The organism is Flectobacillus longus (assembly GCF_030056705.1).
Classification (GTDB): domain Bacteria; phylum Bacteroidota; class Bacteroidia; order Cytophagales; family Spirosomataceae; genus Flectobacillus; species Flectobacillus longus.
Genome location: NZ_JASHIC010000007.1, coordinates 15,163 through 32,044 on the forward strand (window position 1 = coordinate 15,163; position 16,882 = coordinate 32,044).

Sequence of the window (16,882 nt, forward strand, 5' to 3'; positions counted from 1 at the left end):
ATGTAAATAACCTTTTTGGGTCAGATACCTTATTAATGCTATGCAAACATACAAACACATTATTTTTGATTTTGACGGAACTCTCGCCAACTCTGTTCCTATTTTTTTGAAAATCTACAATGAATTGGCTATAGAAAAAAACTTTAAGCCTATCACTGCCGAAACTATTCCTCAAATCCGACATTTATCTTATCTCAAACGTGCAGAATATCTCGGAATACCTTTATTTCAAATCCCCTTTATTATTCCCGTTTTATACAAAAAATACAAACAAAATATTAGCGCGCTACAACCCTACGAAGGAATTTTTGATTTTTTAACAACGCTTCATCAACAGGGATTCACCTTAGATATTGTCTCTTCAAACAGTAAAGAAAATATCTTACAATTCCTTGAAAATCAAAATTTTACTTATTTTTCAAACATTTACTGTTCAGAAAATTTTATGGGAAAAGATAAGGTTTTGAAGAAGTTATTAAAAACTACAGATTATCCTTTACAAGCATGTTTGTATGTGGGCGACGAAAACAGAGATATTGAAGCCTGTATGAAAATTAATATGGATTGCGCATGGGTCAACTGGGGCTATGAAGATGAATTACAGCCGCAGCTACAACATTATCCAAAAGGGCATTTCAAAACTCATGAGGAACTACAGAGGTTTGTTTTTGGAAAAACCTAACCGCTTAATCATTCCTTTATGGGAATTGTTTTTTGGCAAAGAATTTGCTAAAGGCAAAGTATACACTAGCACCCTTTTTAGCTCAGTAATACTGTTTTTTAAACGATTAATTACATCCAAACTAATGATAATCTTATGAAATTGGACACAAATCAGATAGATGATTGGGAATGGGAAATCAAACCATCGGTTGGGTGGTTCGATTTTAGTATCAAAAAATTATTCAATCATGCCGACTTGATTTGGAGTTTTACTAAGAGAGATTTACAAAGTAGCCATAAACAAACCATTTTGGGCAACTTTTGGTTAGTTTTTCAACCACTTATTACCACAATTGTTTACACTCTTGTTTTTGCTAATATCATTAAAGTTTCCACAGATGGCATGCCTCCTTTGTTGTTTTATCTGACAGGTAACATGTTGTGGAGCTTTTTTGCGGATAGTATGTTTGGCTCATTGTACACCTTCAGGACCAATGCCCATATTTTATCAAAGGTTTACTTTCCAAGAATCATTTTACCGTTGAGTAGCGTATTGGTACAAGCCTACAAACTAGGTATAAATCTATTGTTCTTTTTTTTAGCAGTTTTGTTTTATCAGTTTTTTACCAATTGGGAAATATCCTTTAACTATAACCTGTTGGCGGTTCCGTTTCTTCTTGCATTTATGGCATTATATGCCTTGGCGCTGGGTTCGTTTTCTTTTATTCTCACCACAAAATATAAGGATTTAGAAAATATCATCCAGTTGATTATGCGATTGTACATGTTTGTAACACCCGTATTTTATCCTGTTTCATTAGTTTCGAAAGATTTATCTTGGGCCTTTTGGTTTAACCCCCTGACTTCTATTTTCGAAAGTTTCAGAGCCTGTTATTCCTCAAGCGAGTTTTGGACAACTGAACTCTTGATTTCATTAGGTTCAATAGCTTTATTTAGTATTGTTGCTTTACTCATCTTCAGAAAATTTGAAAGTAAATTCATAGAAGTACTCTAATGGCCAAACCAGTGATTGAATTTGACCAAGTTTCAAAATCATTTGAAATTGGTAAACTCGGAAGCGAAACTTTACGTCAAGACTTGATTAAATATTGGAAAAAACTAACTCAAAAAGCTAGTTTGGATTCATCCAATAATACATTTTGGGCATTACAGGATATCTCTTTTTCGGTAAATGAAGGCGAGGTAATCGGTATTATTGGGAGAAATGGTTCGGGTAAATCCACTCTCATGAAAATCCTTTCGAGAGTTTTACTACCAACTCAAGGACATATTCGTGGCAAAGGAAAAATATCAAGTATTTTGGAAGTTGGGACGGGATTTCATGGAGAACTTACTGGGCTGGAAAATATATTTCTCAATGCTCAGATTTTGGGTATGAAAAAACATGAAGTAAACCAAAAGCTCGATGAAATCATCTCATTTTCTGGAATCGAAGACTTTATCAATACCCCAGTAAAGCGTTATTCAAGTGGGATGTATGTTAGATTAGCATTTTCAGTAGCAGCACATCTTGAGGCAGATATATTAATTTTAGATGAAGTATTGGCAGTTGGCGACGCAGATTTTCAGAAAAAATGCCTGATTAAAATGCGAGAGCTAGCCTCCACACAAGGAAAAACAACCCTCATTATAAGTCACGATATGCAGGCATTGAGACAGCTTTGTAACCAAATTGTTTATTTGGAAAACGGTAAACTCAAAGAGTTTGGTGCTCCTACTCCGACTATTGCGAAATATCTTTATCAGGAAAAAATAGAGTTTTTAGACCAAGATTACGCTTCGCCTGATACAGCTCCAGGAAATCAGTACTTGAGAGTCAAGCGGGTATCAATAACACCTTCTGAAAGAGTAAACCAGATTATTTACCGAAACTCTGTACTACGTTTTGAGTTAGAATATTGGAATCTCGTCCCAGAGATTCCAATTATAGTGAGATTGTTTGTATTCAGCTTTTCTGGAGAATGTCTGATTCAGATTGATACCCCATTGAAAAATTTAGGGAAGCAAAATCTCCATAAAGTTTCGGGAGAAGTCCCAAGCAATTATTTAGGGGCTGGCTCATATTATTTCTCAGTATACTTCTTGGATGCCTATGAAAAAAAAGTACTTGGTTTTGACACCTGTTTGTCAATTGACTTAGCCAGTGATTTATCAAATATCTTAGGAGATATGCCTCAGGCATACGTATCCTCCATTTTAAAACTTCAACATAATTAAATCTTATTCCAATTTTTTTGTACAAAATAGAAAGTAATCGTATTTGGGTTAAAAATGATACCTCGATTTTAAACTAAAATTTATTAATTCTTTTTGTACGAATACCTTTAACGATATTGTTATGAGTAAAACCGCTTATTCTCCACGAAAAATCCATCATTGTAGGTTGGAGGAAGGTATTCCTCCTCTCCCAACTGGAGAGGTAGCCTATTATCTTTTCTGGTTTAATAATATTCCAATGGGACATCTTTGGCTAGACAGTGTCTATCCAAAAGATCTTGCAGAATGGGAAAGGTTCGTCTTAAATGCCTTAAAAAAAGCTTTTTCATATTATTTTAAACCACTTACTCCTTAAGAAAGTCAAGAGCTATTGTACGCCTTTAAAGATAATCCCTCTTATTTAAATGTGCGTTTTTCAAGTAATTACAAAAAGGTATTCCAAAGCCTGATTTCGACCGAACTACCAAGTATATCTGTAGTTATCTGTACTAGAAATAGAACATCCGCCCTCAAAGAATGCCTTTCAAGGCTATTCCTTTCTACTGAACAAAACTTTGAGATCGTAGTAGTGGATAATGCCCCTTCTGATAATGGCACCGCAGAATTAATTAAAAAAGAATTCCCTTCTGTAAATTATGTTTTGGAACCACGTAAAGGTTTGGATATTGCACGCAATACAGGAGCTATGACCGCAACAGGGGAAATTCTTGCATATACTGACGATGATGTGATTGTTACTCCAGAATGGGTTTCTCAAATTAGACGAAGCTTTGCCGACCCACAAACCATGTCAGTAACGGGGTTAGTAATACCCTATCAATTACAAACAGAAGCTCAATGTTTTTTTGAAAGGTTTTGGGGGTTCAACAAAGGACATCAGCCTCTCGTTTTTGATAAAGACTATTTTGAAAAACACCTCTCAGTTGGCGTTCCTGCTTGGGATGTAGGCGCAGGAGCGAACATGGCTTTTAGAAAAACTGTATTTGAAAAAGTAGGTTATTTTGATGAAAGATTAGATGTTGGAGCTTCTGGATGCAGTGGTGACTCTGAGTATTGGTATCGCATTATGGCTGAAGGGTACACCTGTAGATACTTTCCACATATCTACGTTTACCATCAACATCGTGAGTCTTGGGAAGACCTAAAGAAACAAATATATGCTTACATGCGAGGAAATGTAAGTTCGGTATTGGTGCAATATCAAAAATACGGTCATAAAGGAGAACTTTACAGACTCAGCAGAAGCTTACCTATTTACTATCTCAAACGTATAAAATATGCAATTTTACATCCAAAATCTAAGCATAATAAATTCATTTTTGAAGAAATAAAGGGTTGCTTTTCTGGTTGGAGATTTTACCTTAAACATAAAAATTCACACTGCTACCCACTATAGTAAACACCCTGTTTAGAATTATCCCAACTCTTCTTGCTAGCTAGACAATCGTATAAATATCGGCAACTCCTAGTTGCCCTGTTTCCTTATTGCTTAAAATCAACATATTACTTCATACTATGTCTCTTTCCAATCCAAGAACTCCTGATAAACCTCCAAAAATCGAGGCACTCCGTGACCCCGTTAGGCCACTGATATCGGTCATGATACCAGCTTTTAACTGTTTTGCTTATGTCGAACAAACATTAACGAGTGTATTAAATCAAATCGAAGATTTCTCCATTTTTCAAATTGAGATTATCGACGACCATAGCACAGATGGAGATTTAAGCAGCATTACAGAAAAATATAGCCATTTGAATATCGGCTACTTTCGGCAAGAAAAAAATGTAGGTAGCTTAAGAAACTTTGAGACCTGTATCAATCGAGCCAAAGGTCATTGGATTCATATATTGCACGGTGATGATATGGTAAAAGAGGGATTTTACCAAGAGATTTTTAATCTAATAAAGGCTTTCCCAAATGTAGGAGCAGTATTTACGGATTATATCTACATGAATGAAAAAAATGAAGAATTATATGCCTTACCTGCCTTGCATCATGAATCAGGCATTCTTGATAATTGGTTTGAAAGAATCTCAAAAGGCCAGCGTGTACAGCCCCCAGCAATTGTTGTAAAACGTTCAGTATACGAAGAAATGGGGAGTTTCTTTGGAGTGCATTATGGCGAAGACTGGGAAATGTGGGTGAGAATTGCCTCCAAATATGACTTTGCTTATACGCCCAAATACCTTGCTCTTTACAGATTGCATCAAAACAATATTTCAAGTCGCTCATTTTTATCTAATGAAGATATCAAGAGTATAATTAAAGTTATTGATATTATTCAGCACTATTTGCCAAAAGAAAAAAGGAAGGAATTAAAACGAGAATCCTTGAAGAATTTCTCTCAATATTTTGCCAAAATTTCTGATAAAATTTATCACGACTATCAAAATCCTAGCGCTGCACACAAACACGCTTGGCAAAGTTTTTTAATGCATCAAAATAAAGTTACACTAAAATACTTTATTAAAAATACCATAAAACGTCTGATTAGATATCGAATTTAGTTGTATAAGTTAGTAGGCAAAATAAAATTTAAGATTATGCTTGGGGCTTTCAGGTAACAGCTTTCGGCGGTGGGTTTTGGGAAAAAGCATGGTTGTGGGTAATAAAAAACATTTTAACACTCTGTGCCTGTTGCCTAGTGCCTAAACACATAAAGCGTATTAAACAATAATTAACTATCCTTCCCAATTTAGTGATTGAAGGAATTAATAATTATGTTAAAATTTGTATACTAGCGGTAGAGAGGCAATGATTGCGTCTTGAGCTAAGTCAAATCTAGAATGGTAGCATCAAAAAGGGGGCGAAAAACAATTTTCACCCCCTTTTCTGGTATAACCTAAATCAATATTTTATGATGACTTACGTCTATCTAATTCTTATTTATTGGCTACTTTAAATACCCAAGCTGGTTGCGAAGCAACGGTAGTACGTACTTTTTCTGGAACAGCTACTTCAATCCCATTAGGTGTTACCTTATATTTCAAAGGTTTAGGCTCTCCAATCAAAGTAATTTGAGTTGCTTTGTCGGCCTTTTTCCAAGGTAAAACAATTGTTGCAGGAACAGTTTCTCCTTCTTTAGCCAAATAAGTCAAATATGTAGATTTGTCTTTTCCAGTAAATGCCCATTGTCCTTCACGGTATGGTGCTACAGGTTTGGTACCATAAATTGATTCGCCATTTACCGAAACCCATTTACCCATTTCTTCCATTCGTTGGTAGGCTTCGTTATGCCATTCACCATCAGGCCCAGGAGCTACATTCAACAATAAGTTACCATTTTTAGCTACAATATCAACCAACATGTGGATGATTTCACGAAGTGATTTGTACTTATCGTTAGGCACATACGACCAGCTCGTACCCATAGTTGTACATGTTTCCCAAGGAATCGGCATATAATGGTCAGGAATTGACTGTTCTGGTGTTACATAGTTTTCGAATTCACCTGTTACAGTACGATCAACTACCAAAAGACCCGGTTGATTCTTACGCCCCATCGCAGCAATCTTTGCCATGTCAATATCTTGGTCATAAGGAATCGTTTTTTGCCAGCTAATATTTGGGTCAATAGTCGAGAATGGACGTACCCAACCACCATCTAACCAAAGAATATCCATTTTACCGTATTGCGTCATCAACTCCTCAATTTGGTTGTAGGTAAAGTCTTTAAACTCTTGCCATTTTTGAGGATATTTTTTAGGGTCATAGTTGACATTGCGGTCTTTTGGTGGAAAATAAGACCACCAATAGGAAGGCGTATTCCAGTCAGGTTTCGAGAAATAAGCCCCGACCATGAAGTCTTTTTTGCGAAAAGCATCAAATACTTCCTTGGCAATATTGCTACGTGGATTGCTAGAGAAAGGTGTTTTTGCGTCAGTCACTTTGTAGTTTGTATATTTTGAATCAAACATACAGAAGCCATCATGGTGCTTTGTGGTAAAAACTACATATTTCATCCCTGCTTTCTGAGCGGCGTCTGCCCACTTTTCAGGAGCAAATTTTACGGGATTAAAAGTAGTTTGAAGGTTTTCATAAGCTTTTTTGTACTCAAAATAATTCGCAGAAGACGCACCTCTACGCTCGCACCAACCCTCATCTTCAGGACATAACGACCAAGACTCTACGATACCCCATTCGCTGTAAGTACCCCAGTGCATCAACAAACCAAACTTGATGTCTTGCCAGTTATCTAATTTCTTTTTTACCAACTCATCCTTCGGCCATACATACTTGCTATGGTCTTGTTCTGAGTGTTGTTGGGCATACGAATTACCCAACATCAAACTTGATAAGAGGCTGAGTAAGATTACTTTTTTCTTCATTGTTTTAATTATTGAAAATTGACTGTAGGAAAATAATGCTAGTTAAAAAAAGGTTTTACCCCTTTTGCCTTAAGTTTATCGAGCATAAAATTGCCAAGGTTTCTTCCTTGTGATTGCCCATTTGTGATGGCATCCATATAATGTATTCCGCCGTAAAGTCTCGAAACTGCTGCTTCGTTGGCTGCTTGTCGAAACGAGGTAAAATCACGTGGTTTTAAATCAAAGTAAATTTCTGAATCGTCGGTATAAGCAAAATTATCTCCTAAAAAGTAGGTTAACACTTCCGCCGATGCAGTAGAAATAACACTATGTCCACTAGTATATTCTGGGAAAGGCGGTGTCTGTAACAATGGTTGCCAATGTATATCCCAAAAGCGATTAATAACTGTTTCGGGACGGATACGGTTGCTTCTGTATTTCTCATCCCAGCAACTAATAAAGGCATCCATCAGTGTGGTGGCTACCAGTGAATGTAAAACAATGGCCTTTTCAAATGGTAAATTAATTTTATTACATGCAATACTCGTAATGTTCATCCAGTGCCCCCCAGGACTCATTTTTTTAAAGCCAATCGACATGTGACCCGAGGTGTTCACAGCAAATGGATTACAATCCCAAAATGCTGCAATCAAGCGCTGTTCGGCACTTAAACTTTTACCTACTTCATAAACTTCTTTTGCTAAACCATAAAACTCGCTTGATGGCTCAGCACTGTAGGCAACAGGCGGAACTGGTTTGAATTGAGCAGCGCTATCAATCACCATTGGTTTGATAGTTTTCCAATTTGGCTCCACAGCCTCCATATAAGCTGGAGGCGTTGGATACCAATAAGCATCCCCCTTTAAAGGGCGATAACGACGAAGTGTACTCAGTTTGAGGTAACCATCTGTTTTTGACCAAGCCACAATTTGCGGTGAAATGGACTTAGCGTAGGCAACAGAAGCGGTAATTTCTTTGTCAGCGTAGCCATCTTTTTTCCATTTTTCAAGGAGCTTTTGCTGATCTGTCTCTAGCTGAAAACCAGAAGGTAACATTAACCTACCTGTTTCCAGAATACTGTATAAGGCTGCTAATTTTATGTTTGTATCAGTAGGTTTATCAAACTTTAGTGTCGGAAAACCTTTGATATATTCTTTTGGATTCAGTACTTCATTTTTTTCTGCTGATAATATACTTTGTGCACTCACAAGGGCATAAGTATAAAATCTTGATGCTGCAGGAGGGTTCACTACGTCATGAAGCATCACCATCGTCAACGAAAAAATGGTTGGTTGAATGTAACCTTCAATGGGGGATTTGAGCTTTGTTGCCCAAACGGCTTGACTGCCCGCAAGGTATATTAGCAAAAGTATTAATTGAATTCTTCTCATTCTTTATAAAATTGTAAAGCCTGATTAAAGGCACCAATAATAAGGTATATTTTTCCTGCTATCTCTAATTCGACTTGTGATTTTACGTCTCCTCGAACTGACAATCCTGATAAACTTTGAGGAACATACTCCAATGTACCTTTCCCATTTCCTTTCAGTAAGCAACCATAATTTGCATCCATGCTTCCTAGTTTCAAGCGATTGTCGGTTTTGTTACCCAAAAGCAATACATCTTGATTACCATCTTTATCAAAATCCTTTATGACGATTTGTGTTACTGGGGCAAATTGTGCTTGAATCGGTAAATCTACTTTTTTAAAGCTCCATGATTTAGACGTTTCTTTATTACTCAAAAAATAAGATGTTTTTACTTCATCTAAGGTTAGGTTTGATGCTTTGGCTAAATCCTCAGGAGAAAACACTTCTTGAATCGTTGCATCTGCATAATTTTTGTAAGACGAAAACTTACGTCGCATCGGGAAAATTTGGTCATTTAGCTCGTCACGGCTCACGTAAGGATATGATTTTCCTTGTACATAAAAGCAGAAGAATGGGTCAATAGAACCATTATCATCAAAATCTGCAAAATATAGCTCAGCAGGCTCTTGTTTGGTCGCTTTTATAACGGCATTTGTACCTTGATTCCCAACAATTATATCCTTGATACCATCACCATTTAGATCGGCTAAGGCTATTGAGTACCAAAATCCATTATCTGCAAGAGGAAAATAGTCTCGACTCTTTTCGATAAATCCTGCATTTGTATTTATAAATACTTTGATAGACATCATCTCTCCTACCAAAATTAAATCTGGTCGTCCATCTTCATTGATATCATGCCAAACCGCATCTGTAAGCATTCCTATCTTCGCAAAAGGAATATCTTTACTTGTGAAATTACCTTTTCCATCATTAACTAGTAAGTAAGTTGTAGGCGCTAGAGGATATTTACCAGGAATAACTCTACCTCCTACCAATAAATCAATATCTCCATCCAAATCAAAATCACAAGTTTTAACAAATGCCTTGCTACTAGCGCTTACGTCTGGTAAGTTTTGTTTCACAAAACCACCTTTACCATTATTTAGAAACAGTTCATCTTGTAAAGAAGAAGTTTGAGGCTCAAAAACTGAGTATCCACCTTTGGCAATATATAAATCTTGGAAACCATCCCTATTAGCGTCAAAAAAAGTAGCTGCGGAAATTGCCGAGTTACTTTCGTCACCGAACTCTAAATCAGACAGTGTTGTAAACTTTCCATCAGGCATTTGCATAAAAATCTTTCCATTTTGATTTTTATTTCCACTGACAAACAAATCTTCTAATTTATCATTATTGACATCTGCTTTGGCCAAAACAGGTCCTACCGACGAGTACATAGAAAGCATCAAAGGTTGACGCTTGAAGTCATTTTCCAGATAGGCCTCATGACGATAAGGTATTAGCGCTTTACTTGGTTGAAAAGTTTCGGTTATATTACTAAAGATTTTTTCAGCAGGAGTCCCTGTTTTTTTCACTTTTAGTAATTGATTGGCAGGCACATTTTTTAGCCATTGTTCGGTACGGTCTGGCCATACAATTTTGATAGAGTCTATTTTTGTAGACGCCCCAACGCCAAAATGCAATCTCAATGATTCACAAGACAAATATCCACGATAAGGATTTACCTCTTGATATTGTATTTGCTTGTTCGAATACAAATACACTTTCGTTCCTAAAACCGTTTTTGATACATTGTCATTGGCAAGTGAAACCTGTAAATAGTTCTGTGATTTGTTGTTGCTACTAAGGTTTTCATAAATACTTGCCTCCTCATTAATGTTATTGATGATTAATTCCAAATCACCATCATTATCTAAATCGGCATAAGCAGCGCCGCTTGAAACAGTAGACTCTGTAAGACCCCAAGCTATTTGTTTATTGCTAAAATTAAGATTTCCTTCATTTTTGAAAATATAGTTAGCAAGCTTGGTAGAAGGCATTGCCATGACTAAATCCATCAATTGTATAGGCTCACGATCCATAGCTTTCTTGATTTTATAGTCTCCCCAATATCTTAAAAAATCCTTATTGGTATAATCACGGAGATAACCATTACTAATAAAGATATCTTTGAGACCATCGTTATCAAAATCAACAATTAGTGGACACCAACTCCAGTCAGTACTTGCAACTCCTGAAAGTCGTGCGATTTCACTAAAATTTGGATATCCACTTTTGTCATTTCCCAGGTTGAGTTGCAACATATTGTGCATATACTGCTTGTGCAAACCTTGCTGTTGCATTAACTCAAACGATTCATAATTTTCCTGCAACTGCAATAACTTCTGACGTCTATTGTCTTCAGGAAGCATATCAAGCGAAAGTATATCGGGCAGAGCATCATTATTGAAATCGGCAATATCTACCCCCATAGAGAACTGGGCTAGATGACGAAATGCACGAGGGGTTTGTTCCAAAAATGTTCCATTTCCCTTATTGAGATAAAGGTAATCAGGTTCGTTATAATCGTTAGTTACATAAATATCAGGTAAACCATCGGTATTTACGTCGGCAATTGCAATACCCAGCCCGAAGGTTAAAGGGTATTGATGAATTCCTGCTTTGACAGAAACGTCGATAAAATGTCCATTTTGATTTTCATAGAGTCTATTACCCGCCAAAGAATCCACCTCTGTGCGAAGGCGAGCCAATTCCATGTTATCATATTTTTTTACATTATGATTGAGCAGGAACATATCCAAATCTCCGTCTAAATCATAATCTAAAAAGGCAGCTTGCGTACTGTAACATGGGCTATCTAAGCCAAATTCTTTTGCTTTTTCAATAAACTTTACCGAACCATCCTTTTGTTTACCTTGGTTGATATAGAGTTGATTTTTACGTAATTCCTCAGAGACTTTTCCTGAATAACATATATAAATATCCAAAAATCCATCACCATTGACATCAGCCATCGTAACACCTGTTTTCCAAGCGCCTTTTTTACCTTCAAGCCCTTCGGCTGCTACTTTGGTAATATCCTTAAATTTTAGTTTTCCTTGGTTGAGATATAATTTATTGGCTTTCATATTTGCCGTAAAAAATACATCATCCAAGCCATCATTGTTCAAATCGCCCACTGCTACACCACCACCATTAAAGAAATACTCATACGCCATTACATTCAAATCCTCTGTTTCGTTAATGATATTTTTAAAATTAACACCAGAGTATTGAGCATCTACTTTTTTGAAGAGCGTATTTTGAGCAACAATTGATTTATTGCAAAAACAACAAATCGTTATTATCAATAAAGTTCGGGAAGCGAAAAGACGTGTCATGGGTAAAATCGAATAGAGTAATATAAAAACTTCGACCAAAATATTTGGTCGAAGTTGTAAAAAAATACAATATTATACTAGCCTGTCAAGCAAGAATTAAGCATATCTTTAACAGAAAGAGCAAGGGAAGTCCTTGCTCTTTCGTCAATAATTATTTATCCCACCAAGTGCGTGCAGTAAATGTATTACCACCTGATAACAAACCAACTGCTGCATTTAAGTTAACAGGGTTTGTAGATGATTCACTTGCTTTGTAAGGAATACGTCTTGGAATTACACCACCTGTAAAGTTATTAGCAAAGTTTACTGGAGTTAAAACAGGGTATCCAGAACGTTTCCAGTTAATCCAAGTTTCGATAAAGTTGAAAGTGATCGAAGTAGTAACCCAAATCTGCTCATTGATTTGTTTCAATGAAGCTGTTGTTGAGCTTGTATTCAAAGCATTAGTAGCCAAGTACGCAGGCATAGCAGCAATCGCTGTTTTGATAGCCGCATCACTAGCAGTAGCTGTATTGAAAGCAGCCAATGAAGCAACCGAAGCAGCAACACCATTTGCATAATGCTGAGCAGCTGTAACCGCACCAACATTCCAACCTCTTACTTTAGCTTCAGCCAAATATAACTCAACTTCAGAATAAGTCAACAAGAAATTAGCTCCACTACGATCCAAATAAACAGCTGTTCTTGGACGAGAGTATTTCCCTACACCAGCAACATCAGTTCCTGTACCCGAAGCACCAGGATATTGAGGGTGTTTGCTGATATCATTAGCACCACCATTCAAATCATAACCATTTGGCAAACCAATTTGTGCTGAAGCAGTATTATCACCAGCTAAGTTTTGGTTTGAATTATTTGCATAGCCAGGTAGAGAAACCTCTGCGATAGCCGAAATACGTGGGTCATTTGTAGATTTCAAATAATCCATAAATGTTTTGCTCCAACGAACCTCTCTATAATCATCAGCAACTCTTAATGCATTAGAGGTAGCATTAGAAGTTGTGCTTACATCTGTCAATACTTTTGCATCGTCAGCCACAGCGGTAAATACACCACCAGCGTAAGCCTTTTCAGCCCAAGTTTTTGCAGAAGCCTCATCAACTTTAGTCATACGCATAGCCAAGCGCAACATCAATGAATAACCAAATTTCTTCCATTTAGTCACATCACCACCATAAATCAAGTCGGCACTTGGACCTGCTTTGTTCACATCTAGGTTCTTAAGAGCAGTTTCCAACTCAGTCAACATACCAGTATAAATAGACTGTTGTGTGTCATACTTTGGTTGTGAAACACCAGATTTTGCCATCAATGCTTGCGTGTATGGGACATCTCCATAGTTATCTGTCAAACGAGCAATATTGATTACTTTCATTATTGCACCAACATTGTACAAGTTTGAAAGCTCAGGCTTGTCTTTTACCAGATTTTGCATTTCGAATGCCAAAGATGCAGAACGATAGTTTTCACCCCAAAGACGACCTTGATAGTCAATAAAGCTACCTGATGCTAAATACTTATCACCATTACCATAATAAGAGAAAGTAGAAGCGAGTGATTGAGACCACATACTTTGAAACAACAACTGCGAATAACCAGTGTTACCATAGTCAGACTCTGATTGTGATAACAAATAATTTGGGTTAAAAACTGCTGCACTAGTTGCATTTGGGTCGGTGTTGATTTGTTCAAACTCAGATGTACAACCTTGAGTAAGCAACGCCGATAATCCTATATATACCAATATTTTTTTCATGTTCTTACAAAAGTTAGATTAGAATTTAATGTTTAGGTTAAATCCATAAGTTCTTGTTGTTGGCAAGCTACTACCTTCGATACCTGCGTAGTTAAGCTGAGAAGAGAATCCAGCCTCTGGGTCGATATTGTCTGTATGTTTCAACAATGTCAACAAGTTACGAGCTACAAATGAGATACCTACTGATTGGAAAGGAAGGATACCTAACTGTTTTTTATTAAGTGTATAGCCTACTGTAATTTGACGTAATTTGATAAAGCTTCCGTCCATTACGTTCAATGCAGAGATTCTTCTAGCCAAGTTTTGGTAGTAAGTTTGTGCAGGTACATTTACAGTATTTACTTTACCATCTGCGGTAACACCATCAGCCACTACGCCGCCTTCACGACCAGCCAATGTAATTTGGTTCAAACCTCTGTAGATTGTGTAATAGTTTGTAGCTGATAAAACTTTGTTGCCAAAACGGTAATCAAACAAGAATGCAAAATTGAAACCTTTGAAAGAGAATTCGTTGTTGAAACCACCGTATAGTTTAGGAAGTACAGAACCCATAGCTGTTCTTGTAGCAGCTTGTACTGGAATACCAGTTGCATCAACTACAATTTTACCATTTGCATCTCTAACATAGTCATAAGCCATGATTTGTGGACCTGCCATACCTTTTACCAAAGCAGTGTTTGCATTCAACGGACGGTAAGTACCCAATGACAATTGCTCATTTTCAGCACCTGTTCCTGAAATATCAAGAATTTTGTTAGCTACTGATGTCAAGTTGAAAGAGGTTTTCCAAGTGAAATCTGGAGTTTGTATTGGCGTTCCACTCAACATTAATTCAATACCTGAGTTCTGAGTTGAACCTGTACCGATGTACTGTCCTGTAAACCCTGTTGCATCAGATAAAGAACCGTTGATAATTTCATTTTTAGTCTTACGATTAAAGTAAGCAACATCAATTCCTAATCTGTTTTGGAAGAATTTCAACTCAGTACCAAACTCCATCTCAGTCAATGTATAAGGCTTTAAGAACAAGTTAGGTAATGTTGAACTGAATGACCCTGTTGTGATACCTTGGATTGCTGAACCTACTGAGTAATACTGTTGAGTAGTATATGGATTAACTGGCTCGCCTGATACAACTGCATAAGAAGCTCTTACTTTACCATAGCTCAAATCTTTGATTTTAGCTAATTCTGTAATATCTGCACTCAAGGAAACTGATGGAGTAAAGATACCTGTGTTGTTGGTTGGCAACGTAGAGAATGCATCATAACGACCTGTTGTCGATAATGTGAACATTTTCTTGAATGCGATATCCATTGAGTAGTAAGCCGAATGAGTTTCTTTCTCAGCATAATTATAAGATCTGCTGAAAGACGTTACGTTCAATGGGCTGTAGAAGAATGGAATCACAAAAGGACCACCACTAATACCTATTTTGTCATATTTGTTATTTCTATAAGCAGCACCCACCAAGGCATCGATACTGATGTCTTCTGTGATATCTTTAGAAGCTGACAAGAAAGCATCCGCGTTTAATTCTGAAGTAGTAGCTTTCGACAATTCATCATAGCCACCTTTCAATCCATTTGAGTATGCAGTACCAGTTGGTGTAATTTTATCAATACCATCATTCATATAGTCATAACCCAAGCGAACTGTACCATTCAACCATTTAGTAAAGTCATATTTAGTAGAAAGTGAAGTAATCAAACGCTTTCTTGAAACGTTATTTTTGAATTTATTCACTACAAACCAAGGGTTTGTCACATAAATATCATCGTTGTATTGCATTTCAGCACCGTAGATTGAAGAAGCATCATAACCTGGTTGAAGAGCAATTTGGTTTACATTCGTAGCCAAATACTGGATATTATTAGCATTCAAAGGACCATCTGACAAGTTTGGTTTGTTCTTAGCCAATTCATCAATATAGTTAACCATCACATTCACAGTCATTTTGTTGCCCATTTTCTGAGAACCTGTGAAGTTAATTGTCTTACGATCTAATCCTGAGTTTCTCAAAATTGAATTATTACCCAAATTAGCCAATGACAAACGGAAAGCACCTTGATCACTAGCATTTGAAATAGACACAGAATTAGTAACAGAAGAACCAGTTCTATAGAATTGATCCAAGTTATCTTTCACTGCCGAATAAGCATAAGACTTGCCATCAAACTGAATCGTTGGAGCACCATCCAATTTTGCTCCCCAGCTATACATACCGCTGTTCAAAGCACTAGTTACTGAAGTTGGACGCAAACCATTTTGACCTTGACCGTACACATATTGGTAATCAGTAAAGTTGATAGCTTTATCGGCTACCATGTTCAAGTTGTATTCAACCGACATTTTACCTTTTTTACCAGTTTTTGTTGTAATCAAAATTACACCGTTAGCAGCTCTAGCACCATAAAGTGCAGATGCAGATGCACCTTTCAATACTGTCAAATCTTCAATATCATCAGGGTTGATGTTTGAAATACCATCACCGTTGTCGGCACCACCCCACTCACCAGCACTACCACGCTGAGTATTGTCCATTGGTACACCATTAATTACAAACAATGGTGAAGAAGCTGTAAAGCTAGCCATACCACGCAACAAAATACGAGCAGAAGAACCAGGACCACCGCTTGTTCCAGAAATGTTCAAACCTGCCACGCGACCTGCCAATGAGTAAGCCATGTTTGTTTCACGTGCTTTTGTCATCAAACCGCCGTCAACTTTTGTAACAGCATAACCTACTTTTCTAGCCTCTTTAGAAACCCCAAGGGCTGTAACAACGACTTCTTCAAGTGATTGTACATCGCTATCTAATACAACGTTTAATGTTGCGGCATCAGACACGACAACCTCTTTTTTTGCAAAACCAACAGAACTGAATACCAAAGTATTTCCTTTAGATGCACTAATCGTGAATGAACCCGTTGCATCAGAAGTGGTACCTTTTGAAGTTCCTTTGATTTGAATACTTACGCCTGCTAGGCCAGCATTATTACTATCAGTTACTTTACCTTTGATTGGGCCTTGTGCAAAAATCGTTTGCCAAGAAAGGAACAGTAATGCAGTAAATAAGAGAGTAAATTTACTTTTGCATGCTTTCATTTTTATGAACTGTTTCAGTGAAAAAATTGAATTGGATGTTAATGTGAATGATAATAAGGGATACTTTTCCCTAAGGGGGATTGGTGGCAAATAAT

Annotated in this window: 11 protein-coding genes; 6 read left to right on the forward strand and 5 right to left on the reverse strand. The window is 36.9% G+C overall.

Annotation, left to right across the window (positions count from 1 at the left end):
* The first annotated feature begins 40 nt into the window (after positions 1-40).
* The 6 genes from QM491_RS06440 (at position 41) to QM491_RS06465 (ending at position 5,409) form a co-directional block, all read left to right on the forward strand.
* Entirely contained in the window at positions 41-682 is a 642-nt protein-coding gene (locus QM491_RS06440; RefSeq protein ID WP_283326484.1) for an HAD hydrolase-like protein, read from the forward strand.
* 135 nt (positions 683-817) lie between these two features.
* Positions 818-1,678 (forward strand): ABC transporter permease, encoded by an 861-nt coding sequence (locus tag QM491_RS06445; RefSeq protein ID WP_283326485.1) that lies wholly within the window; start codon positions 818-820, stop codon positions 1,676-1,678.
* The gene (locus tag QM491_RS06450) at positions 1,678-2,901 is read left to right on the forward strand and encodes an ABC transporter ATP-binding protein (RefSeq protein ID WP_283326486.1); all 1,224 of its coding nucleotides are present in this window, start codon (positions 1,678-1,680) and stop codon (positions 2,899-2,901) included. Before QM491_RS06445 ends, QM491_RS06450 begins: the two co-directional genes overlap by 1 nt.
* A gap of 121 nt (positions 2,902-3,022) precedes the next feature.
* Complete coding sequence (locus tag QM491_RS06455) at positions 3,023-3,256, forward strand: hypothetical protein (RefSeq protein WP_283326487.1); 234 nt, start codon at positions 3,023-3,025, stop codon at positions 3,254-3,256.
* A gap of 51 nt (positions 3,257-3,307) precedes the next feature.
* Positions 3,308-4,297, forward strand: a complete 990-nt coding sequence (locus QM491_RS06460; RefSeq protein WP_283326488.1) for a glycosyltransferase family 2 protein — start codon at positions 3,308-3,310, stop codon at positions 4,295-4,297.
* An 89-nt stretch (positions 4,298-4,386) separates the two neighbouring features.
* A complete protein-coding gene (locus tag QM491_RS06465; RefSeq protein WP_283326490.1) occupies positions 4,387-5,409 on the forward strand; it encodes a glycosyltransferase family 2 protein in 1,023 nt (340 codons plus the stop codon).
* 375 nt (positions 5,410-5,784) lie between these two features.
* Here the strand turns inward: QM491_RS06465 and QM491_RS06470 are convergent, their stop codons facing one another.
* The 5 genes from QM491_RS06470 to QM491_RS06490 form a co-directional block, all read right to left on the reverse strand.
* Complete coding sequence (locus QM491_RS06470) at positions 5,785-7,230, reverse strand: alpha-L-fucosidase (protein WP_283326491.1); 1,446 nt, start codon at positions 7,228-7,230, stop codon at positions 5,785-5,787.
* 38 nt (positions 7,231-7,268) lie between these two features.
* Positions 7,269-8,600: a vanadium-dependent haloperoxidase gene (locus tag QM491_RS06475; RefSeq protein ID WP_283326493.1), complete on the reverse strand. Its 1,332-nt coding sequence runs from the start codon at positions 8,598-8,600 to the stop codon at positions 7,269-7,271.
* Positions 8,597-11,923 (reverse strand): VCBS repeat-containing protein, encoded by a 3,327-nt coding sequence (locus tag QM491_RS06480; RefSeq protein WP_283326495.1) that lies wholly within the window; start codon positions 11,921-11,923, stop codon positions 8,597-8,599. Before QM491_RS06480 ends, QM491_RS06475 begins: the two co-directional genes overlap by 4 nt.
* 151 nt (positions 11,924-12,074) lie before the next feature.
* Positions 12,075-13,679: a SusD/RagB family nutrient-binding outer membrane lipoprotein gene (locus tag QM491_RS06485; RefSeq protein ID WP_283326497.1), complete on the reverse strand. Its 1,605-nt coding sequence runs from the start codon at positions 13,677-13,679 to the stop codon at positions 12,075-12,077.
* 18 nt (positions 13,680-13,697) lie between these two features.
* Positions 13,698-16,787, reverse strand: a complete 3,090-nt coding sequence (locus QM491_RS06490) for a SusC/RagA family TonB-linked outer membrane protein (RefSeq protein ID WP_283326499.1) — start codon at positions 16,785-16,787, stop codon at positions 13,698-13,700.
* Positions 16,788-16,882 lie beyond the last annotated feature (95 nt).

Coding starts and splice junctions, on each gene's coding strand:
- QM491_RS06455 (WP_283326487.1), top strand. CDS start 3,023: ATGAGTAAAACCGCTTATTCTCCACGAAAAATCCATCATTGTAGGTTG.
- QM491_RS06470 (WP_283326491.1), bottom strand. CDS start 7,230: ATGAAGAAAAAAGTAATCTTACTCAGCCTCTTATCAAGTTTGATGTTG.
- QM491_RS06485 (WP_283326497.1), bottom strand. CDS start 13,679: ATGAAAAAAATATTGGTATATATAGGATTATCGGCGTTGCTTACTCAA.
- QM491_RS06475 (WP_283326493.1), bottom strand. CDS start 8,600: ATGAGAAGAATTCAATTAATACTTTTGCTAATATACCTTGCGGGCAGT.
- QM491_RS06445 (WP_283326485.1), top strand. CDS start 818: ATGAAATTGGACACAAATCAGATAGATGATTGGGAATGGGAAATCAAA.
- QM491_RS06450 (WP_283326486.1), top strand. CDS start 1,678: ATGGCCAAACCAGTGATTGAATTTGACCAAGTTTCAAAATCATTTGAA.
- QM491_RS06480 (WP_283326495.1), bottom strand. CDS start 11,923: ATGACACGTCTTTTCGCTTCCCGAACTTTATTGATAATAACGATTTGT.
- QM491_RS06440 (WP_283326484.1), top strand. CDS start 41: ATGCAAACATACAAACACATTATTTTTGATTTTGACGGAACTCTCGCC.
- QM491_RS06490 (WP_283326499.1), bottom strand. CDS start 16,787: ATGAAAGCATGCAAAAGTAAATTTACTCTCTTATTTACTGCATTACTG.